We start from the raw sequence: 17,379 nt of genomic DNA on the forward strand, positions 1-17,379 counted from the left end.
CGCTCGCACTCTCCCTTTTCCGCCCCGGACCGCCTGGACCGCCCGGGCGGAGTTATTGATCGTTTTTGTCTTTTGGGGTCAAAAGTCAAAGAACGATCGGATGTTGCTTTCATTGAGCAAGGACACGGTAACCACGAATCCCCCGGAAACGCCAGTCAATCTCTTTAGTCGGACCTATTCGCGGCCGGTAGAAAAGTCTTACCTGGCGGGGGATGTACGCGTCGTCCCTGTGCGGAGAGTGACAATGATCGCCGCTCGTCATTCCACAATCTGGGGAAATGTCGAGTTTGTCGTCACTAGAAAACATGATCGCTTTGCCCATTGGGTCAAGGGCGTGGTTTAGCGTGTCATGTCCGATGGCTGCCACGTCGCCCGGTGGCGACCCGTCGCCCGGGTGTGCTAACGACGCGTCGCGCACGAAAGCGCGGGCGCCCTTCCCGCACGGCCCGCGCTTCTCAGGCCCGTGCTTACAGGCCTGGTGCTTCTCAGGCGCCGGCGGCGGCCGCGTCGACGGCGTCGGGGGACAGGATGCGATCCAGGACCATGGCGGCGCAGCCGGTCAGGCCCGCGCTCTCGCCCAGGCGGCTCGGTTCGATGCGCAGGTCCCGGGTCGCCAGCGCCGTGGCGCGCTGGTAGACGATCTCGCGCACGCCCGCGATCAGGGGCTCGTCCGCGCCCGCGAGGTCGCCGCCCAGGACGACGACCGCGGGGTTGAGGAGGTTCACGGCGGTGGCGACGACCTCGCCGATGCGGCGGCCGGCGTCGCGGAGCAGGGCGACGGTCGCCGGGTCGCCGGAGCGGGCCAGCGCCGCCAGGGCGGGCAGGTCCTCGGCGGGGGAGCGGGCCAGCAGGGCGGTGCCGCCGGCGACGGCCTCGACGCAGTTCACGTTGCCGCAGCGGCAGGGGGCCTCGCCGGGGACGGGCACGGGGATGTGGCCGATCTCCCCGGCCGCGCCGAGGGCGCCGCGCTGGATGCGGCCGCCCGCGATGATGCCCGCGCCGATCCCGGTCGAGACCTTCACGAACAGGAGGTCGCCGACGCCGGGGTGGGCCTGGTGCTCGCCGAGGGCGGCGGCGTTGACCTCGTTGTCGAGGTAGGCGGGGACGCCGAAGCGCTCGGAGATGGGGGCGCCGATCTCCATCGCGTCCCAGCTCCCGGCCACGTGCTCGACGGCGTCGGGGACGCCGAGCCCGACCCCGCGGATGCTCGACGCGTCGGCGCCGGACTCGGCGAGGAGGGCCTCCCACTGCTCGAACAGGCGCGGGAGCGTCCTGCCCGGGCTCACCTCCGCCGGGGGCCCGTCGGCGCGGGCGAGGGTCGTGCCGGCGAGGTCGCAGACGGCGAGCTGGCCTCGGGACTGGCCGAGGTTGGCGAGCAGGACGGAGCCTCCCGCCGCGTTGAACTCCAGCCGGGCCGGGGGGCGCCCGCCCGTGGAGGGCCCGTCGGCGCGCTCGACCACCAGGCCGCGCCGGATCAGGGCCGCGACGCGGGACGCCACGGCGGGCCGGGAGAGCCCGGTGATGCGGCCGAGCTCGGCGCGGGTGGCCACGCCGTCCTCGCGGATCAGGCGCAGCATGTCGCCGCCGGTGGCCGGGCGGGTGACGGGGCGGGGCATCCGGCCAGTCAAGCACCCGGGGCTTTCGTGCGTCCAGTTCGACGAACATCCGAACTTTTGTCATCTGAAGTTCATAAGTACGGTTGAACAGGTGACCGATGTCTCGCTAGTTTGGTGATCGAGCGATCCCCCCTGGTCTTGGAGCATCTGATGGCTGTGCATCCCGTGCTGGCGGCAGTGACCCGGCGCGTCGTCGAGCGGAGCGCCGGACCCCGCGGCGCGTACCTGAAGCGGATCGGCGAGGCCCGTTCCCAGGGCCCGGTGCGCAGCGGGATGGGGTGCGCGAACCTCGCGCACGGCTTCGCCGCCTGCGGCGTCCAGGACAAGCTGTGGCTGCGCGGCGACGCCACGCCGAACATCGCGATCGTGTCGGCGTACAACGACATGCTGTCCGCGCACCAGCCGCTCCAGGACTACCCCGACATCCTGAAGTCCGCGATCCGAGCGGGGGGCGGCACGGCCCAGTTCGCCGGGGGCGTCCCCGCCATGTGCGACGGCATCACCCAGGGCCGGGCCGGCATGGAGCTGTCGCTGTTCAGCCGGGACGTGGTGGCGATGGCGACGGCCGTGGCGCTGTCGCACGACATGTTCGACGGCGCGCTGCTGCTCGGCGTGTGCGACAAGATCGTGCCGGGGCTGGTGATCGGGGCCCTGTCGTTCGGGCACCTGCCGGCGATCCTGGTGCCCGCCGGTCCGATGGCCTCGGGGCTGCCGAACGCCGAGAAGGCCAAGGTCCGCAAGCGGTACGCGGCGGGGGAGATCGGGCGCGAGCAGCTGCTCGCCGCCGAGGCCGCGTCCTACCACTCGCCCGGCACCTGCACCTTCTACGGGACGGCCAACTCCAACCAGCTGCTCATGGAGGTCATGGGCCTGCACCTGCCGGGCGCCAGCTTCGTCCCGCCGGGCACGAAGCTGCGCGACGGCCTCACCGAGGCGGCGGGCCGGCGCATCCTCAAGATCACGGACCTGGGCGAGGGCTACACCCCGATCGGGGAGATGCTCGACGAGCGCGCGTTCGTCAACGGCGTCGTCGCGCTGCTCGCGACGGGCGGCTCGACCAACCACACGCTGCACCTGGTGGCCATGGCCGCCGCGGCGGGCATCGAGCTGACCTGGGACGACTTCGACGAGCTTTCCAAGGTCACGCCGCTGCTCACCCGCCTGTACCCGAACGGCACCGCCGACGTGAACCACTTCCACGCGGCGGGCGGCACCGCGTTCCTCATCGGCGAGCTGATCGACGCCGGGCTCCTGCACGAGGACGCGCGCACGGTCGGCGGCGACACCCTCGCGGCCTACCGGAACGTCCCCGAGCTCGCCGGCGGCAAGGTCGAGTGGCGGGAGGCGCCCGGGGTTTCCGGCGACACCGAGGTCCTGCGCCCGGCCGCCGAGCCGTTCGACACGCACGGCGGCCTGCACACCGTGCGCGGCAACCTCGGGCGGGCGGTCGTCAAGGTGTCGGCGGTCAGGCCCGAGCACCGGACCATCGAGGCCCCCGCGCGGGTGTTCGACTCGCAGGAGGCGCTCCAGGAGGCGTTCGCCGCCGGGGAGCTGGACCGCGACGTCGTGGCGGTCGTCCGCAACCAGGGGCCGCGCGCGAACGGCATGCCGGAGCTGCACCGGCTCACCCCGCCGCTGTCGGTGCTCCAGGACCGGGGGCACCGCGTCGCGCTGGTGACCGACGGCCGCATGTCGGGCGCGTCCGGCGCGGTGCCCGCCGCGATCCACGTGTCGCCGGAGGCCGCGGCCGGAGGTCCGCTCGCCCGCGTCCGCGACGGAGACGTCGTCCGGCTCGACGCGGACGCCGGGGTGCTGAAGGTGCTCGTCCCGGACGAGGAGCTCGCCGCCCGCGCGCCCGCCGAGGGGCCGCCCGACCAGACCTACGGCACGGGGCGGGAGCTGTTCCAGTCCTTCCGCGCCGCCGTGGGCCCGGCCGAACGCGGGGCGGGGGTCTTCTCCTCATGAGCGAAGCGACCCGGGGGGAGTGGGGGGTCGCCCCCCCACAGGAAACACTGAGCGGAGCGGACCGGGGGGAGTGGGGGCTCGCACCCTCACAGGTATCACTGAGCGGAGCCGAGTGGCTGGTCGCGGACGTGGGCGGCACCAATGCCCGGTTCGCTCTGATCGACGGCCCGGACGGCGCCCTGTCGGAGGTCCGGGCGCTGCCGACCCGCGACTATCCGGGCCTCGCGGAGGCCGCGGCCGCCTACCTCGACGCGGTCGGCGCGCGCCCGGTGGCGGCGTGCCTGGCCGTGGCGGGCCCCGTCGTGAATGGCACGTTCCATCTGACCAACGCGGGCTGGCCCAAGGGCGACCCGGAGGCGGTGCGGGCCCATCTCGGCCTGGCGCATCTCGACGTCATCAACGACTTCGAGGCGCTCGCCCTGGCCCTGCCGCACCTCGGTGGCGACGACCTCGTTCCCATCGGGCGGGGCGACGCGGACCCCGGCGCGCCCCTCGCGGTGGTCGGGCCCGGCACGGGCCTCGGCGTCGCCGGGCTCGTCCGGACGCCGTCGGGCCCCGTGCCCCTGCCCGGCGAGGGCGGCCACGTCGACGTCCCGGCCGCGACCGACCGCGAGCTCCTGGTGGCGCGGCTGCTGCGCGCCGAGAAGGGCGCGGCCTCCGCCGAGTACCTGCTGTCGGGGGCGGGGCTGGCCCGCATCCGCCGGTACCTCGCCGCGATCGACGGCCGGCCCGCGCTGGACCTGACCCCGCGGCAGATCAGCGAGGACCGCGACGACCCCCTGAGCCGCGAGGCCGTGGAGATGTTCTGCGCGCTGCTCGGGTCGCACGCGGGCAACGTCGCCCTCACGCTCGGCGCGCGGGGCGGCGTCTATCTCGGCGGCGGGATCCTGCCGCGGATCGTGGACGTGCTGCGGGGCAGCGCGTTCCGGGCACGGTTCGAGGGGAAGCCCCCTGTCGAGGACTACCTGCGCGCCATCCCGACCGCTCTCATCGTCCATCCCGGCCCGGCCCTCGTCGGCGCCGCCGCCCGGCTCGCGCAGAGCCTGCCCGACCTGGAGCCCGCATGATCGCCGAAGACCTGTTCGACCTCGCGCCCGTCATCCCCGTGGTGGTGCTGGACGACGCCGACGCCGCCGTCCCGCTGGCCCGCGCCCTGGTGGAGGGCGGCCTCCCCGTGATCGAGGTGACGCTGCGCACGCCGTCCGCGCTGGCGGCGATCACGCGGATCGCCGCCGAGGTCCCGGACGCCGTGGTGGGCGCGGGGACCGTCGTGCGCCCCGAGGACGCCGAGCGCTCGGCGGCCGCCGGGGCGAGGTTCCTCGTCAGCCCCGGCTGCACGTCCCGCCTCCAGGCGGCGATGGTCGCGACGGGCCTGCCGTTCCTGCCGGGCGTCGCCACCGCCTCCGAGGCGATCGCCCTGCTGGAGGGCGGGATCACGGCGATGAAGTTCTTCCCGGCCGAGGCGGCGGGCGGCGCCGCCTACCTGAAGGCGCTCGGCGGGCCGCTTCCGCAGATCCGGTTCTGCCCCACGGGCGGGATCGGCCTGCGCAACGCCGCCGAGTACCTCGCGCTCGGCAACGTCGGCTGCGTCGGCGGCTCCTGGCTCACCCCCGCGGACGCCGTCCGCGAGGGCGACTGGGACCGCGTCCGCAAGCTCGCCTCCGAGGCGGCGGCGCTCCGCACGGGATGACCTCGGTGCGCGGTGATGTCACATCCCGGGACGGCGCTCCCGTCTCCCGGGTATGGACACCACATCGACGCTTGAGAAGCTGAAGAAGCAGCGCACGGTCCTGCTGACCAGCTACCGCAAGGACGGGACGCCGGTCGGGACGCCCGTGAACGTCGTCGTCCGCGGCGACCGCGCCTACTTCCGCACCTACGACAAGGCGTTCAAGGCCAGGCGGCTGGCGCGCAATCCGGAGGTGGAGCTCGCGCCGAGCACCTTCCGGGGCAGGGTCACCGGCCCGGAGGCGCGCGGCCGCGTCCGCCTGCTCAGCGAGCAGGAGGCGCGGCCGATCCGCCGGCTGCTCGCCCGCAAGCATCCGCTCCTGCAGGGGGTGGCGGTGCCGCTGGCCCACAAGCTGAAGGGCTACCGGACGCTGCACTACGAGCTCACGCTCGACGGGTCCTGACCGCGGTGCGGGCACGGGCCCGCGGCCAGGCCCCGCCCGCCGCCCGCGGGGACGAGGTCCATCCGCAGCCGCCCGCAGGCGCAGCGCGTCCAGGTGACGACGCCGTCGCTGGTGAGGTGCCGGGAAACGAGAGTGGTCGGTTCGCTCATGGCAGCAGTCTGCGACGGGGCGAACGTTTCCGTCCATTTCAGATTTCCGCAGGGAATCGTGCAAGATGCTTGCATGATCGACCTGCGCCGGCTGCACATGCTGAGGCTCGTCCACCAGTACGGGACCGTCACGTCCGCGGCGGAGGCGATGCACCTGACGCCCTCGGCGGTCTCCCACCACCTGCGCGAGCTGGCGCGGGAGCTGAAGGTGCCGCTGCTGGAGCCGCAGGGCCGCCGGGTGCGGCTGACCCCGGCCGCGCACCTGCTGATCGGGCACGCCGACGGCCTCCTCGCCCGGTGGGAGGAGGCCCTGGCCGACCTGGAGTCGCACCGCGCCGGGGCGGCGGGGCCGCTGCGCATGTGCGGGTTCACCACGGCCGTCTCGGGGCTCGTCGCCCCCGCCGCCGGCGCCCTGCTGCGAGACGACCCGGACCTCGTGGTCGAGGTCCGCGAGTGCGACACCGACGAGGCCGTCGGGCTGCTCGCGGCGGGGGAGACCGACATCGCGGTGATCGAGCCGACCCCCGGCGCGCCGCCGGCGGGCGATCCGCGCTTCGACCGCGAGCCGCTGCTGGAGGAGGCGCTCGACCTCATCGTCCCGGCGGGGCATCCGCTGGCGCTGCGCGACCGCGTCCGGCTGGAGGACGCCGCGGGCGAGCCGTGGATCAGCGTCCACGGCTGCGCCCACCACCAGCAGGTCATGGCCTACTGCGCCGCCGCCGGGTTCACGCCGCGGATCGCGCACAACGTCACGACCTGGTCGGTGATCTGGGCCCTGGTCGCCAACGGCCTCGGGGTGTCCCTCGTGCCGCGGCTGGCCGGCGGGCAGGCCGACCAGCCGGTCGTGCGGGTGCCGCTCATCGGGGACGGCGTCCCGAAGCGGCGCGTGCTGACCTGCGTGCGGCGCGGCGGCCGAGGCCACCCGCTGGTCGCGCGCGGCCTGCGGGCCCTCCGCGACGCCGTCCCCGACCGCTGCGTCCCGGCGGCCGCCTGAACCGCCCCCGCGTCAGGAGCCGGGGGCGTGGCGGCGGGCCCGGCGGACGCCGAACGCCAGCAGGACCGCGCGCACGACCCAGACGGCCAGCGCGATCTGCAGGACGACCAGGAACCCCGTGCCGGGCCCGGCCGTGAAGGCGAGCACCATGAACGCCGCGAACAGGAGCGGGAACGCCGGGAAGAGAGGCCCGGGCCGGCGGCGGTGGGCCATGTGCCGCTGACGGCGGTGCCAGGCAGGGTGCCCCGGGCCGCCGAACCCGACCGCCGTGCCCGGCCCCCACGCGTGCCCGGGCGGGGACCCCCACGGGGCCTCCTTCGCGGGTTCGGGCAGCCCGGTCGGGGACGGCAGGTCCCGGACGAGGGCGCGCAGGTCGCCGCGCGTCTTGGCGGCCAGCACGGACTCCAGCCGCTCGTCGAGCTCGGGCCGGTCGAGCCTGCCCTCGGCGAAGTGGTCGTGCAGGGCGACCATGACGGCGTCGCGCTCGGCGTCGCCGACGCGGATCTCGTCGTGCCGGACCATGATCACTCCTCGGTGTCGTCGGCCGTCGGCCCGGGGCCGTCCAGGTCGTCGGCCAGGATGCGGTACAGGCTGCGGCGGGTCTCCGACAGGACGTCGCGCGCCTGCGCGACCTGCTCGGGCGAGCCGGAGTGGACGATCTGCATCACCGCGGCCCCGGTCTGCGCGGCCTGCTTGAACAGCTCCGGGACGCCCTCGCCGAACTCGGGCGTCATCTCCGCCCACGGCTCGGCCAGCCGCTCGGCGTTCGCCTCCGTGTAGGCGCGGCCCTCGTCGGTGAGACGGAAGGTGCGGCGGCCGCCGGACTCGTCGCCCGCGATCAGCCCCTCGTCCGCGAGCTGCTGCAGCGCCGGGTAGACCGCGCCGGGGCTCGGCTTCCAGGCCCCGTCGCTGCGCTCGTTGATCTCCTGGATGATCTGGTAGCCGTTGCGCGGCTCCTCGGCCAGCAGGACGAGGATCGCCGCCCGGACGTTGCCCTTGCGGGCCTTGGCGCTCCGGCCCCACGGGCCGCCGCGCCCCCGCGCCCACGGCGGGCGCGGACCGGGCCCGTGGCCGAATCCGCCGGGCGGGCCCCAGGGGCCCGGCCCGCCGCCGAACAGGGCGCCGAAGTTCGGGAAGTCGCCGCGGCCCCAGGGCCCGCGGCCGTGCATGTGCCCCATGTTCTGCACCACCTTCTGAGAGCTCTCTATGACCTCTCGCGATACGACAACGATATATCGAAGACGTACGGATCGGCCAGATGGTTCCCCGGATCCGGATCGATGCGCGACCGCGGTCGCGGGACAAACCGGCCAAAGCCTCCGAAAGCGGCCAAGGCCGTCTGATCGCGCGCGTCCGTGGGTACCACCGTGAGCGAGGGGGACGATGGGCACACAGGAAGCGGTCGCCGCGCAGGACGCGGTCTTCACCCCGGGCGCCACGGGCGTCAGGAGGCTCCGCGCCAGGAACGAGCTCGCGCTCGGCCTGGCGGTTTTCGCGCTCTACTCGGTGGTGACGATGCTGCCCGAGCAGGCGAGGAAGGCGGCGGCCCGCGAGCACGGGGAGTCGCTGTACGCGCTGGAACGGGCCCTGCACATCGACGTGGAGCCCGCCCTCAACGGCTGGCTTTCCGGCCAGCCCGTCCTGCGGGTCCTCGCCAACTACGAGTACGCCATCACCTACGTCGCCAGCGCGCTCGCCCTGCTGGTCTGGCTGTTCCTGCGCCACCCCGAGCGCTACCGCACGGCCCGCAACGCCTTCGTCATGCTCAACCTCGCCGGCCTCACGTGCTTCGCGCTGTACCCCGTCATGCCGCCCAGGCTCATGCCCGCCGGCCTCGGCTTCGTCGACACCGTCACCAACGGCCGCACCTGGGGGTCGTGGGGGTCCCCGCTGGTGAAGCACGCCGACGAGTTCGCCGCCGTCCCGTCCCTGCACATGGCCTGGACACTGTGGGTCGGCGTCGAGCTCGCGCGCGTGAAGGCCAGGCGCTGGGTGCAGGGGCTGAACACCGTGCACATCCTGGTCACCCTCTACGTCATCCTGGCGACCGCGAACCACTACCTGCTCGACGCCCTGGCCGCCGTGCCGCTCGTCGTCGTGCCGGTGTACCTGGCCGAGCGCTTCGCGCGGCCGAAGGCGTCGCGCGTCCAGGGGCCGGACGCGTTCTTCCTCGCGGTGGAGACGCCCGAGGCCCCGCAGCATCCCGGCGGCGTCATCATGCTCGACACCTCGCGGGAGGACGTCGGCCGCGCCGACCTCGTCCGGGTGATCGAGGAGCGCCTCGACGGGCTGCCCCGCTTCCGGCAGCGGCTCGTCCACCGGGGCCGCTGGCGCCGCCCCGTCTGGCGCGACCTCGACCGGATCGACTGGGAGTGGCACGTCGTCGAGAAGCGGGTCGACGGGATGGCCGGGCTGCGCGCCGAGGTGGCCGGGCTCCAGTCCGAGGCCCTGCCGCTGGACCGGCCGCCCTGGCGGATGGTCGTGCTGAAGGGCGCCGAGCCGGGCCGTACGGCGGTCGTCTACATGATGCACCACGTGGTCGCCGACGGTGTCGGCATCGTGGCGCAGGCCGTGTACCTGATGGAGCCGCCGCCCGAGCCGGTCGCCGCGCCTCCCCGGGCGCCGCTGCGCAAGGCGCTGGCCACCGTGGTCGGCCTCGGCCAGCTCGCCACCGCCGTCGGCAGGCCGGAGCCGCTGCCCGCCGCCGGGACGAGCGAGCGCCGGTTCGGCACCATGGTCCTCCCGCTCGGCACGGTGCGCGACGTCGCCCGCCGCCACGGCGCCCGCGTCACCGACGTCGTGCTGTGCGCGGTCGCGGGCGCCCTGAACCGGAGCGTCAGCGAGGAGGACGGCCGGCCCGGCACGTGCCGCGTCGCGGTCCCGCTGATGATGCGGCCGCCGGGCAGCGCGATGGTGGGCAACCACACCACCGCGGTGATGGTGGACCTGCCGATCGGGAAGATGGCCGAGGTCGACCGGCTCGCCGTGATCGCCAGGCGCAGCCGGGTGCTGCGGTCCGGGACGCGGGCGCAGGCGGCGTGGTTCGTCATGTGGCAGGCCGGGCGGCTGATGCCGCCCCCGCTGCACGCCCGCTTCGCGCGCATGTCCTACAGCGGCCGGTTCCTGCAGGGCACCGTGTCGAGCCTTCCGGGGCCCGACCGGCTTCTGCGCCTGTGCGGCGCCCCGCTCACCGCCGTCTACCCGATCGTCCCGCTCGCCCCCGGCACGCCCCTGGCGATCGCCGGGCTCGGCGTCCACCGCGACCTGTGCTTCGGCCTCTCCGCCGACCCCGGTCTGACGGACGACGCCGACGCGCTGATGGACGCCGTCCGCGACGTCTTCGAGGAACTGCGCAAAGGGCCGGAGTGATCGGACGCCGCAGGCTCAGATGCTCCGCATGGCGCGCAGCGACTCCTTGAGCGAGCCCATGGTCGCGAACACGGCGGTGGGCTCGTAGCCGCAGTGCGCCATGCAGTTCGCGCACCGCTCGTCGCGTCCCCGCCCGTAGGCGTCCCAGTCGGTGGTGTCGAGGAGCTCCTGGTAGGTCGCGGTGTAGCCGTCGTCCATCAGGTAGCAGGGCCGCTGCCAGCCCTTCAGCGAGTACGACGGGATGGCCCACGCCGTGCACGGGAAGTCGACCTTCCCCTCCAGGAAGTCCAGGAACAGTGGCGAGTGGTTGAACCGCCACCGCTCGCGGCGCCCGTCGGCGAACGTCTTGCGGAACAGGGCGCGGGTCTCCTGCACGCCGAGGAAGTGGTCCTGGTCGGGCGCCTTCTCGTAGGCGTACGCGGGCGAGATCATCATCTGGTCGACGCGGAGCTCGTCGTTGAGGTAGTCGAGCACCTCGATGACGGTCTGCGGGGTGTCGGTGTTGAACACGGTCGTGTTCGTCGTGACCCGGAACCCCCGCTCCCGGCACATCCGGATCGCGTCCACCGCCTGGTCGAACACGCCCTCCTTGCAGACGGACGCGTCGTGCCGCTCGCGCAGCCCGTCGACGTGCACCGCCCACGCGAAGTAGCGGGACGGCCGGAACAGATCGATCTTCTTCGGGATCAGCGCGGCGTTCGTGCACAGGAACACGTACCGCTTCATCCGCACCAGCTCGGCGACCAGCTCGCCGATCCGCGGATGCATCAGCGGCTCGCCGCCCGCGATCGACACCATCGGCGCACCGCACTCGCGGACCGCCGCGACCGCCTGCTCGACCGGCATCCGCTGCTTGAGCACGTCCGCCGGATGCTGGATCTTGCCGCATCCCGCGCACGCCAGGTTGCACGCGAACAGCGGCTCCAGCTCCATGATCAGGGGGTATCTCGTCCGCCCCGCCAGCTTGTTGCGCAGGACATACCCGCCGACGCGCAGGCTCTGGCGCAGTGGCATCGCCATTTAGGAGATCTCCTTTAGGTACCGGCCGAGCGCCGACAGCGGGAACACGAGCCGGTACAGGTGGTAGTTGATGTAGAAGTCGCCCGGGAAGCCGGTGCCGGTGAAGTGGTCCTCGTCCCACGTGCCGTCCGGCCGCTGGTGCTCGACGAGCCAGCGGACCCCGCGCTCGACGGCCGGTCCGTGCTCGCCGGCGGCCAGCAGGGCGAGCAGCGCCCACGCGGTCTGCGAGGGCGTGGAGGCGCCGTGCCCGATCCACGTCCGGTCCCGGTAGGAGCGCAGGTCCTCGCCCCACCCGCCGTCGTCGCGCTGGTGGCGCTCGAGCCAGGCGACCGCGTCGCGGATCGCCGGCTTGCCCGGCCGCACGCCCGCCGCGATGAGGGCGGGCACGACGCTGCCGGTCCCGTACACGTGGTTGGCGCCCCAGCGGCCGAACCAGGACCCGTCCGGCTCCTGCGCCTTCAGCAGCCACACGACGGCCCGCTTGACCACCTGCGAGTCGGCCATGCCGCGGTGGGACATCGCCTCCACCACGTGCGCGGTGACGTCGGCGGACGGCGGGTCGATCACCTCGCCGAAGTCGCAGAACGGCAGCCTGCGGCACAGGGCGCGGGTGTTGTCGGCGTCGAACGCGCCGAACCCGCCGTCCCGGGAGGCCATCCCCGCCATCCAGCGCACGCCCCGCTCGATCGCCGGCTCGGCCATCGGATGCCCGGCGCGGCCGAGCGCGAGGACGACCTCGGCGGTGTCGTCGGTGTCGGGGTAGCAGTCGTTGTCGAACTCGAACGCCCAGCCGCCCGGGGGGAGGTCGGGGCGCCGCACCGACCAGTCGCCGGGGCCCCTCACCTCCTCGCCGATCAGCCATTCGGCGGCCCGGTCCAGGGCGGGGTGCCGGGCGGGCAGGCCCGCGTCGGCCAGGGCGTTCATCGCGAGCGCCGTGTCCCAGACGGGGGACTGGCACGCCTCCAGGCGCCGCCCCCGGTCGTCGCGGATCGTGAACCGCTCCAGCCCGTCCAGGCCCCGCCGGACGATCGGGTGGTCGAGGCCGTAGCCGAGCAGGTGCAGCGCGAGCAGCGAGTACACCCAGGGCGGCTGGATCCCGCCCCAGGACCCGTCGCGCTCCTGCCGCGCGATGATCCAGTCGGCGGCGCGGCGCAGCGCGGCCCTGCGCACCCCCTTCGCCGGGCGCCGCTCGTACGCGTGCAGGGCCAGGTCGAGCGCCCCGAACGCCGCGTCCCACCCCGACAGGCCCCGGCGGCGCGCCGGGGGGACGTCGTAGCCGGGATACAGCTCGTCGAGCGAGAACGGCAGCGGCCGGACGGGGCGCAGCGCGGCCACCACCGTCAGCGGGACGATCGTCTGCCGCGCCCAGCACGCCCAGTCGTAGACGTTCAGCGGGAACCAGCGCGGCAGGAACATCATCTCCGGCGGCAGCACCGGCAGCCTCTCCCACGGCCAGCGGCCGAACATCGCCAGCCAGAACCGCGTGAAGACGCGGGTCGCGGGGATGCCGCCGCCGCCGCGGACGAAGGCGGCGGCGCGGACCATGTGGCCCGCGTCGGGCGGGTCGCCCGCGAGCCGCAGCGCGACGTACGCCTCGACGGTCGTGGACAGGTCCGGCGGGCCGTCGTGGAAGTTCGCCCAGGTGCCGTCCGCGGCCTGCTGGGACCTGATCCAGCGCGCTGTCTCGCGGGTGTCCGCCTCGTCGCGGATGCCGAGGAACTCGCGCAGCAGGAGGTCCTCGGCGTCCATCGTCACGTTGGTCTGCAGCTCGCCCTTCCACCAGCCCTCCGGCGACTGGAGCATGAGCAGGTGGTCGCGGGCGGCCTCCAGCGCCTCGGCGGCCGACCTGGTCCGGGCCGCCCCGCCGGCGGCCGGCGGCTCCGCGGTGACGGGCGCTCCCGCGGCGGGCGCCGTCCCGGGGGCCGGCTCTGTGGTGGGCTCTGTGGTGGGCTCTGTCGTCGTCATCAGTGGTCCCGGCAGGTGACGAAGTCGGCGATGTGCAGGAACTCGGCGCGGACGGCGTCCGGCAGCCGCGCGTTGAGCAGGTGCTCGGCGGCGCGCTGGATGCGGCTCTCCGCCTCCATCTCGGCCCAGGCGCGCCCGCCCGCCGCGTCCACCAGCCCGGCGACCTCGGCCAGGTCCTCCGCGGCCGCCTCCTCCTCGGCGGGTAGGGGCCGCGCGTACAGCTCGGCCAGCCGCGCGGCCTCCGGCGACCCGGAGTTCAGCGCGGCGACGACCGGCAGCGACATCTTGCGGGACCGCAGGTCCGACAGCGCGGGCTTGCCGGTGGACTCCGGGTCGCCCCAGATGCCGAGCAGGTCGTCCACCAGCTGGAAGGCGATGCCGAGGTCCTCGCCGAACGCCTCCAGCGCGGCGCACAGCCGGTCCGGTGCGCCGTCCAGGACGGCCCCGATCGCGCACGAGCACGCGAGCAGCGCGGCGGTCTTGCCGGACGCCATCGTGAGGCACTCGTCCACGCCGATCTGCCTGCGCGTCTCGAAGTCCATGTCGAGGGACTGCCCGGCGACGAGGCGGCGGACGGCGGCCGCCAGCGCGCGGGCCGCCCGCGCCGAGCCCTGGCCGGGCGCCTCCAGCAGGACCTCGCCGGCGAGGGCCAGCAGCGCGTCGCCCGCCAGGATCGCGGACGCGTCGCCGAACACGGTCCACGCCGCCGGGCGGTGCCTGCGCGTCCGGTCGCGGTCCATGATGTCGTCGTGCAGGAGGGAGAACGCGTGGGCCAGCTCGACGGCGACGGCGCCCGGCAACCCGCTCTCCGGAGGAGCCAGCGCGGCCCGCGCTGACAGCAGCGCCAACGCCGGGCGCAGCGCCTTGCCCGCCGGCGCCCTGCGCGGGTGGCCCTCCTCATCGGTCCAGCCGAGATGGTAGGCCGCGACCCGGTAGGTGCGCGGATCGAGCCGCCCGACCGCGGCGCGCAGCGCCCCGTCGACCAGCTCACGGACATCGGTCAGCGAAACGGGCACGGCCGTCATCGGTCCTTCACCTTCTCCAGGTGGCGGCGGACCAGGCGGGCGGCGGTGAGACCACTGCGCACTGCTCCCTCCATGGTGTCGGGCCAGCCCGTGTCGGTCCACGCGCCGGCCAGATACAGCCCCGGCGCGCGCGTCGCCGCGCCGGGGCGGGCGGCCGCGCTGCCGGGGCGCTGCCGGAACGTCGCGCGCCGCTCCCGCGTCACGAACACCTCCCGGACCTGCGCGCCCCACGCGGCGGGCAGCAGCCGCCGCAGCTCGGGCACGAACCGCGAGCGCAGCTCGGCGGTCGGCATGTCGATCCACGGGTCGGCGGCCGACAGCGACACCGCGAGGTACTGGCCGCGGCGCAGCCCGCTGACCGCCGTCCGGTCGAAGACCCACTGGACGGGCGAGCCGACCGCGGCGGCGAACGGCGCGTCCATGACCCTGCGGTCGTAGACGACGTGCACGTTCACGATCGGGCTGGCGTCCAGCTCGGGCCAGCGCAGCGGGTCCGGCAGCGCCTCGGCGGGCAGCAGCCGCGCCGCCGCCTCGTGCGGCACCGCGATGACCACCGCGTCGGCGGCGATCGGCGTCCCGTCCACGACCACCTTCGGGTCGGCGGTGACGGACTCCACCCGGGCCTTCAGCCGGACGGTCCCGCCCATCTCCGCGATGCGCCGCAGCGCCGGGCCGCCGTGCAGCTCCTCCAGCGGGACGAGCGGCACCCCGATGTCGGCCGCGTCGGGGCGTCCGAACAGGGCCCGCCGGCACACCATCGCCGACAGGCCGAGCGCCGCGTCGTCCACCTCGGCGTTCAGCGCGGACGTGAGGAACAGGCCCCACAGGGCCTCCCGCGCCCACGGCCGCTGCCCGCGCTGCGCCAGCCACGCCCCGGCGGAGACCTGGTCGAGGACGGGATCGGCGGGGTCCAGGCGCGCCAGCCCCAGCGCGGCGCGCACGGCCCTCAGCCGGTCGGCGGCCGACAGCGGCGCGTACCGGGCCAGCGAGGGCAGCAGGTGCAGCGGGCTCGGCAGGCCCGAGCGGCGCAGCCGCGCCGGCGGCGTGCCCGCCCGCAGGACGGGCACGTCGAACCGGTCCTGCACCTCGACGAGGTGGTCGGCGCGCAGCCGGTGCAGCAGCCCCTGGTACGCCGTGCAGCACCGCAGGAAGACGTGCTGGCCGTTGTCGACGCTCAGCTCGCCCCGCCCGAACGAGTGGGTGGCGCCGCCGAGCCACGGCCGGGACTCCAGCAGCGTGACCGCGACGCCCGACTCCTGCAGCGCGATCGCCGCGCTGATGCCCGCGAGGCCCCCGCCCACGATGACGACGCTCACCGCTCCACCCCCGACAGCGCGCGCGCCGCCACCACGGCCTTCTGCCAGGTCGGCAGCGACATCCGCGCGTCCAGCGCGATCTGCGGGCGCGCGGCGATGTTCTCCAGCAGCCGCCGGTAGATCCCGGCCATCGCCGCCGTGCACGCCGCGCTGCGCCGGTCCAGCAGCGGCAGGAGCCGCAGCCCCTCGGCGTACCAGGCCCGCGCCCGCTCCGCCTGGAAGCCGATCAGCTCGTTCAGCCGCCACGGCGGGTCGATGAACGCGCCCGACTCGTCCAGCTTCAGCGTGCAGCCGAACCGCGCGAGGTCCTCGGCCGGGATGTAGGTCCGCCCCGCCAGCCGGTCCTCGCGCAGGTCGCGCAGGATGTTGGTGAGCTGGAGCGCGACGCCGAGCGAGTCGGCGAGGCCCTCGGCGCGCTGCCGGCCGTCGGACCCGAACACCCCGAGCGACAGCCGCCCGACCGAGCCCGCGACCCGCTGGCAGTAGCGCAGCAGGTCGTCGAAGGTCTCGTAGTCGGCGCCGCGCACGTCGTCCTCGCAGCCGTCGATGAGCTCCTCGAACGCCTCCAGGGGGATCGGGAACCGGCCCGCCGCGTCCGCCAGCGCGGTCAGCACCGGATGCCCCTCCAGCGCCCGGACGTCCACCCGCCGCCGCAGCACCTCCTGCACGGTCGTCAGCCGCTGCCGCGTCCGGTCCAGCAGGTCGAGCCGGACGCACGCCGGCTCCGGGCCGTCGCCGATGTCGTCGATGCCGCGCGCGAACGCGTACACCGCGCTCATCGCCCGGCGCTTCGGGGCCGGCATCAGCCGGATCCCGTAGGAGAAGTTGCGGGCCTCCTCGCGCACCACCCGCTCGCAGTGCCGGTACGCCCCGACCACCCGCTCGGAACTCTCGCACGTCTCCGAAACCGTCATCGCCCCCTCCTTCCAAGGGCGCGCGCCCACCCGGCCGGCAGTGCGGCCCGCCGTGGACGCAGCGCATGAGCGAGCACGTCGTACCGCCCGCGCTCCAGAGCCGACAGCGCGGCGCGCCCGCCGGCCACGTAGCCCGCCACGGCGATGCGCGCCCATCCCGTCAGGTCCGCCAGCAGCGGCGCGGCGCCCCCGTCCAGCAGCTCGCGGGCGCGGCCGGCCTGCAGCGCCAGGACGCCGCGCAGCCGGGTCGGCGTCACCGGCCGCGCGAGGTCCTCCTCGGCGCAGCCGAACCGGCGCAGGTCCTCGCCGGGCAGGTAGATCCGGCCGGCCCGGTAGTCCTGCCCGGCGTCCTGGCAGTGCTCGACGATCTGCAGCGCCGTGCAGACGTCGTCGGACGCGGCCGCGAGGCGCGGGGTGTGCGCGCGGAACAGATGCAGGACGATCCGTCCCACCGGCGCGGCGGACAGCGCGCAGTACCCCTTCAGGTCGGCGAACGTCTCGTACCGGTGGACGGTCTGGTCCTGCCGGTTCGCCTGCACGAGGTCGCGGAACGGCTCCTCGGGGATCCGGTGCGCGTGCACCGTCTCCGCCAGCCTCCGCAGCTGCGGCAGGGCGGGCGTCCGCCCGGCGAACACGCGGTCCAGGTCGTCGTCCACGAGTCCGAGCAGTTTGGGCCGCTGCTCCGGCGGGGCCTCGTCGCCGATGTCGTCGACGAGCCGCGCGAAGCCGTAGACGGCCCGCAGGGCGGCGCGGTGCCGGGCGGGCAGGACCCGCGCGGCCACCGGGAAGTTCTCCCGGGCGGCGAGCCGGTCCAGCGCGCGATCGTGCTCCTCGGCGCTCCAGGGCGGTTCAATGATCACCTAGAGGAGATCGACCGGTCCGGCACGAGAGAAACTCTGGCCCAGGTATGGACT

General features: G+C 74.6%; 16 protein-coding genes. 6 read left to right on the forward strand and 10 right to left on the reverse strand.

What is annotated here, in order from left to right; genetic code table 11:
* Positions 1-485: 485 nt before the first annotated feature.
* Positions 486-1,616, reverse strand: coding sequence for an ROK family transcriptional regulator (locus tag AB0C87_RS13555; protein ID WP_345177483.1), 1,131 nt, complete (start codon positions 1,614-1,616; stop codon positions 486-488).
* A 150-nt stretch (positions 1,617-1,766) separates the two neighbouring features.
* Here AB0C87_RS13555 and edd point away from each other — a divergent pair, with 150 nt between their 5' ends.
* The 4 genes from edd (at position 1,767) to AB0C87_RS13575 (ending at position 5,713) form a co-directional block, all read left to right on the forward strand.
* On the forward strand, positions 1,767-3,581 hold the full coding sequence (gene edd, locus AB0C87_RS13560; protein WP_345177481.1) for a phosphogluconate dehydratase: 1,815 nt from the start codon (positions 1,767-1,769) through the stop codon (positions 3,579-3,581).
* A 128-nt stretch (positions 3,582-3,709) separates the two neighbouring features.
* Positions 3,710-4,648 (forward strand): glucokinase, encoded by a 939-nt coding sequence (gene glk / locus AB0C87_RS13565; RefSeq protein WP_345177478.1) that lies wholly within the window; start codon positions 3,710-3,712, stop codon positions 4,646-4,648.
* Positions 4,645-5,271, forward strand: a complete 627-nt coding sequence (gene eda / locus AB0C87_RS13570) for a bifunctional 4-hydroxy-2-oxoglutarate aldolase/2-dehydro-3-deoxy-phosphogluconate aldolase (RefSeq protein WP_353832628.1) — start codon at positions 4,645-4,647, stop codon at positions 5,269-5,271. The genes glk and eda overlap by 4 nt, the downstream gene beginning before the upstream one ends.
* Positions 5,272-5,323: 52 nt before the next feature.
* Positions 5,324-5,713, forward strand: coding sequence for a PPOX class F420-dependent oxidoreductase (locus tag AB0C87_RS13575; RefSeq protein WP_345177475.1), 390 nt, complete (start codon positions 5,324-5,326; stop codon positions 5,711-5,713).
* On the opposite strand, the gene AB0C87_RS13580 is transcribed toward AB0C87_RS13575, so the two are convergent.
* Entirely contained in the window at positions 5,686-5,862 is a 177-nt protein-coding gene (locus AB0C87_RS13580; RefSeq protein WP_345177473.1) for a hypothetical protein, read from the reverse strand. The two genes, AB0C87_RS13575 and AB0C87_RS13580, sit on opposite strands and share 28 nt — an antisense overlap.
* A 73-nt stretch (positions 5,863-5,935) precedes the next feature.
* Between AB0C87_RS13580 and AB0C87_RS13585 the strand changes: the two genes are divergently transcribed.
* On the forward strand, positions 5,936-6,856 hold the full coding sequence (locus AB0C87_RS13585; protein WP_345177471.1) for a LysR family transcriptional regulator: 921 nt from the start codon (positions 5,936-5,938) through the stop codon (positions 6,854-6,856).
* 12 nt (positions 6,857-6,868) lie between these two features.
* Here AB0C87_RS13585 and AB0C87_RS13590 read toward each other — a convergent pair whose 3' ends face one another.
* Together AB0C87_RS13590 and AB0C87_RS13595 are read right to left on the reverse strand one after the other, a co-directional pair.
* On the reverse strand, positions 6,869-7,378 hold the full coding sequence (locus AB0C87_RS13590) for a DUF1707 domain-containing protein (protein ID WP_360577641.1): 510 nt from the start codon (positions 7,376-7,378) through the stop codon (positions 6,869-6,871).
* 2 nt (positions 7,379-7,380) lie between these two features.
* A complete protein-coding gene (locus AB0C87_RS13595; RefSeq protein WP_360577643.1) occupies positions 7,381-8,034 on the reverse strand; it encodes a PadR family transcriptional regulator in 654 nt (217 codons plus the stop codon).
* A 205-nt stretch (positions 8,035-8,239) separates the two neighbouring features.
* Here AB0C87_RS13595 and AB0C87_RS13600 point away from each other — a divergent pair, with 205 nt between their 5' ends.
* Positions 8,240-10,225 carry a phosphatase PAP2 family protein gene (locus AB0C87_RS13600; protein WP_360577645.1) on the forward strand — a complete coding sequence of 662 codons (1,986 nt, stop codon included), beginning with the start codon at positions 8,240-8,242 and terminating at the stop codon, positions 10,223-10,225.
* Positions 10,226-10,240: 15 nt separating this feature from the next.
* Here AB0C87_RS13600 and hpnH read toward each other — a convergent pair whose 3' ends face one another.
* Genes hpnH through hpnC form a run of 6 tightly spaced genes read right to left on the reverse strand, consistent with a single transcriptional unit; the run spans position 10,241 to position 17,325 of the window.
* Positions 10,241-11,245: an adenosyl-hopene transferase HpnH gene (gene hpnH / locus AB0C87_RS13605; RefSeq protein WP_345177463.1), complete on the reverse strand. Its 1,005-nt coding sequence runs from the start codon at positions 11,243-11,245 to the stop codon at positions 10,241-10,243.
* Entirely contained in the window at positions 11,246-13,210 is a 1,965-nt protein-coding gene (gene shc / locus AB0C87_RS13610) for a squalene--hopene cyclase (protein ID WP_353832623.1), read from the reverse strand.
* Positions 13,210-14,235, reverse strand: coding sequence for a polyprenyl synthetase family protein (locus AB0C87_RS13615; RefSeq protein ID WP_353832622.1), 1,026 nt, complete (start codon positions 14,233-14,235; stop codon positions 13,210-13,212). The genes shc and AB0C87_RS13615 overlap by 1 nt, the downstream gene beginning before the upstream one ends.
* Positions 14,232-15,551, reverse strand: coding sequence for a hydroxysqualene dehydroxylase HpnE (gene hpnE, locus AB0C87_RS13620; protein ID WP_360577647.1), 1,320 nt, complete (start codon positions 15,549-15,551; stop codon positions 14,232-14,234). The genes AB0C87_RS13615 and hpnE overlap by 4 nt, the downstream gene beginning before the upstream one ends.
* The gene (locus AB0C87_RS13625) at positions 15,548-16,465 is read right to left on the reverse strand and encodes a squalene/phytoene synthase family protein (protein ID WP_345177451.1); all 918 of its coding nucleotides are present in this window, start codon (positions 16,463-16,465) and stop codon (positions 15,548-15,550) included. The genes hpnE and AB0C87_RS13625 overlap by 4 nt, the downstream gene beginning before the upstream one ends.
* On the reverse strand, positions 16,462-17,325 hold the full coding sequence (hpnC, locus tag AB0C87_RS13630) for a squalene synthase HpnC (protein ID WP_345177449.1): 864 nt from the start codon (positions 17,323-17,325) through the stop codon (positions 16,462-16,464). The genes AB0C87_RS13625 and hpnC overlap by 4 nt, the downstream gene beginning before the upstream one ends.
* Between the last annotated feature and the right edge of the window lie 54 nt (positions 17,326-17,379).

Source organism: Actinomadura sp. NPDC048021, from assembly GCF_040653135.1.
Classification (GTDB): Bacteria; Actinomycetota; Actinomycetes; order Streptosporangiales; family Streptosporangiaceae; genus Spirillospora; species Spirillospora verrucosospora.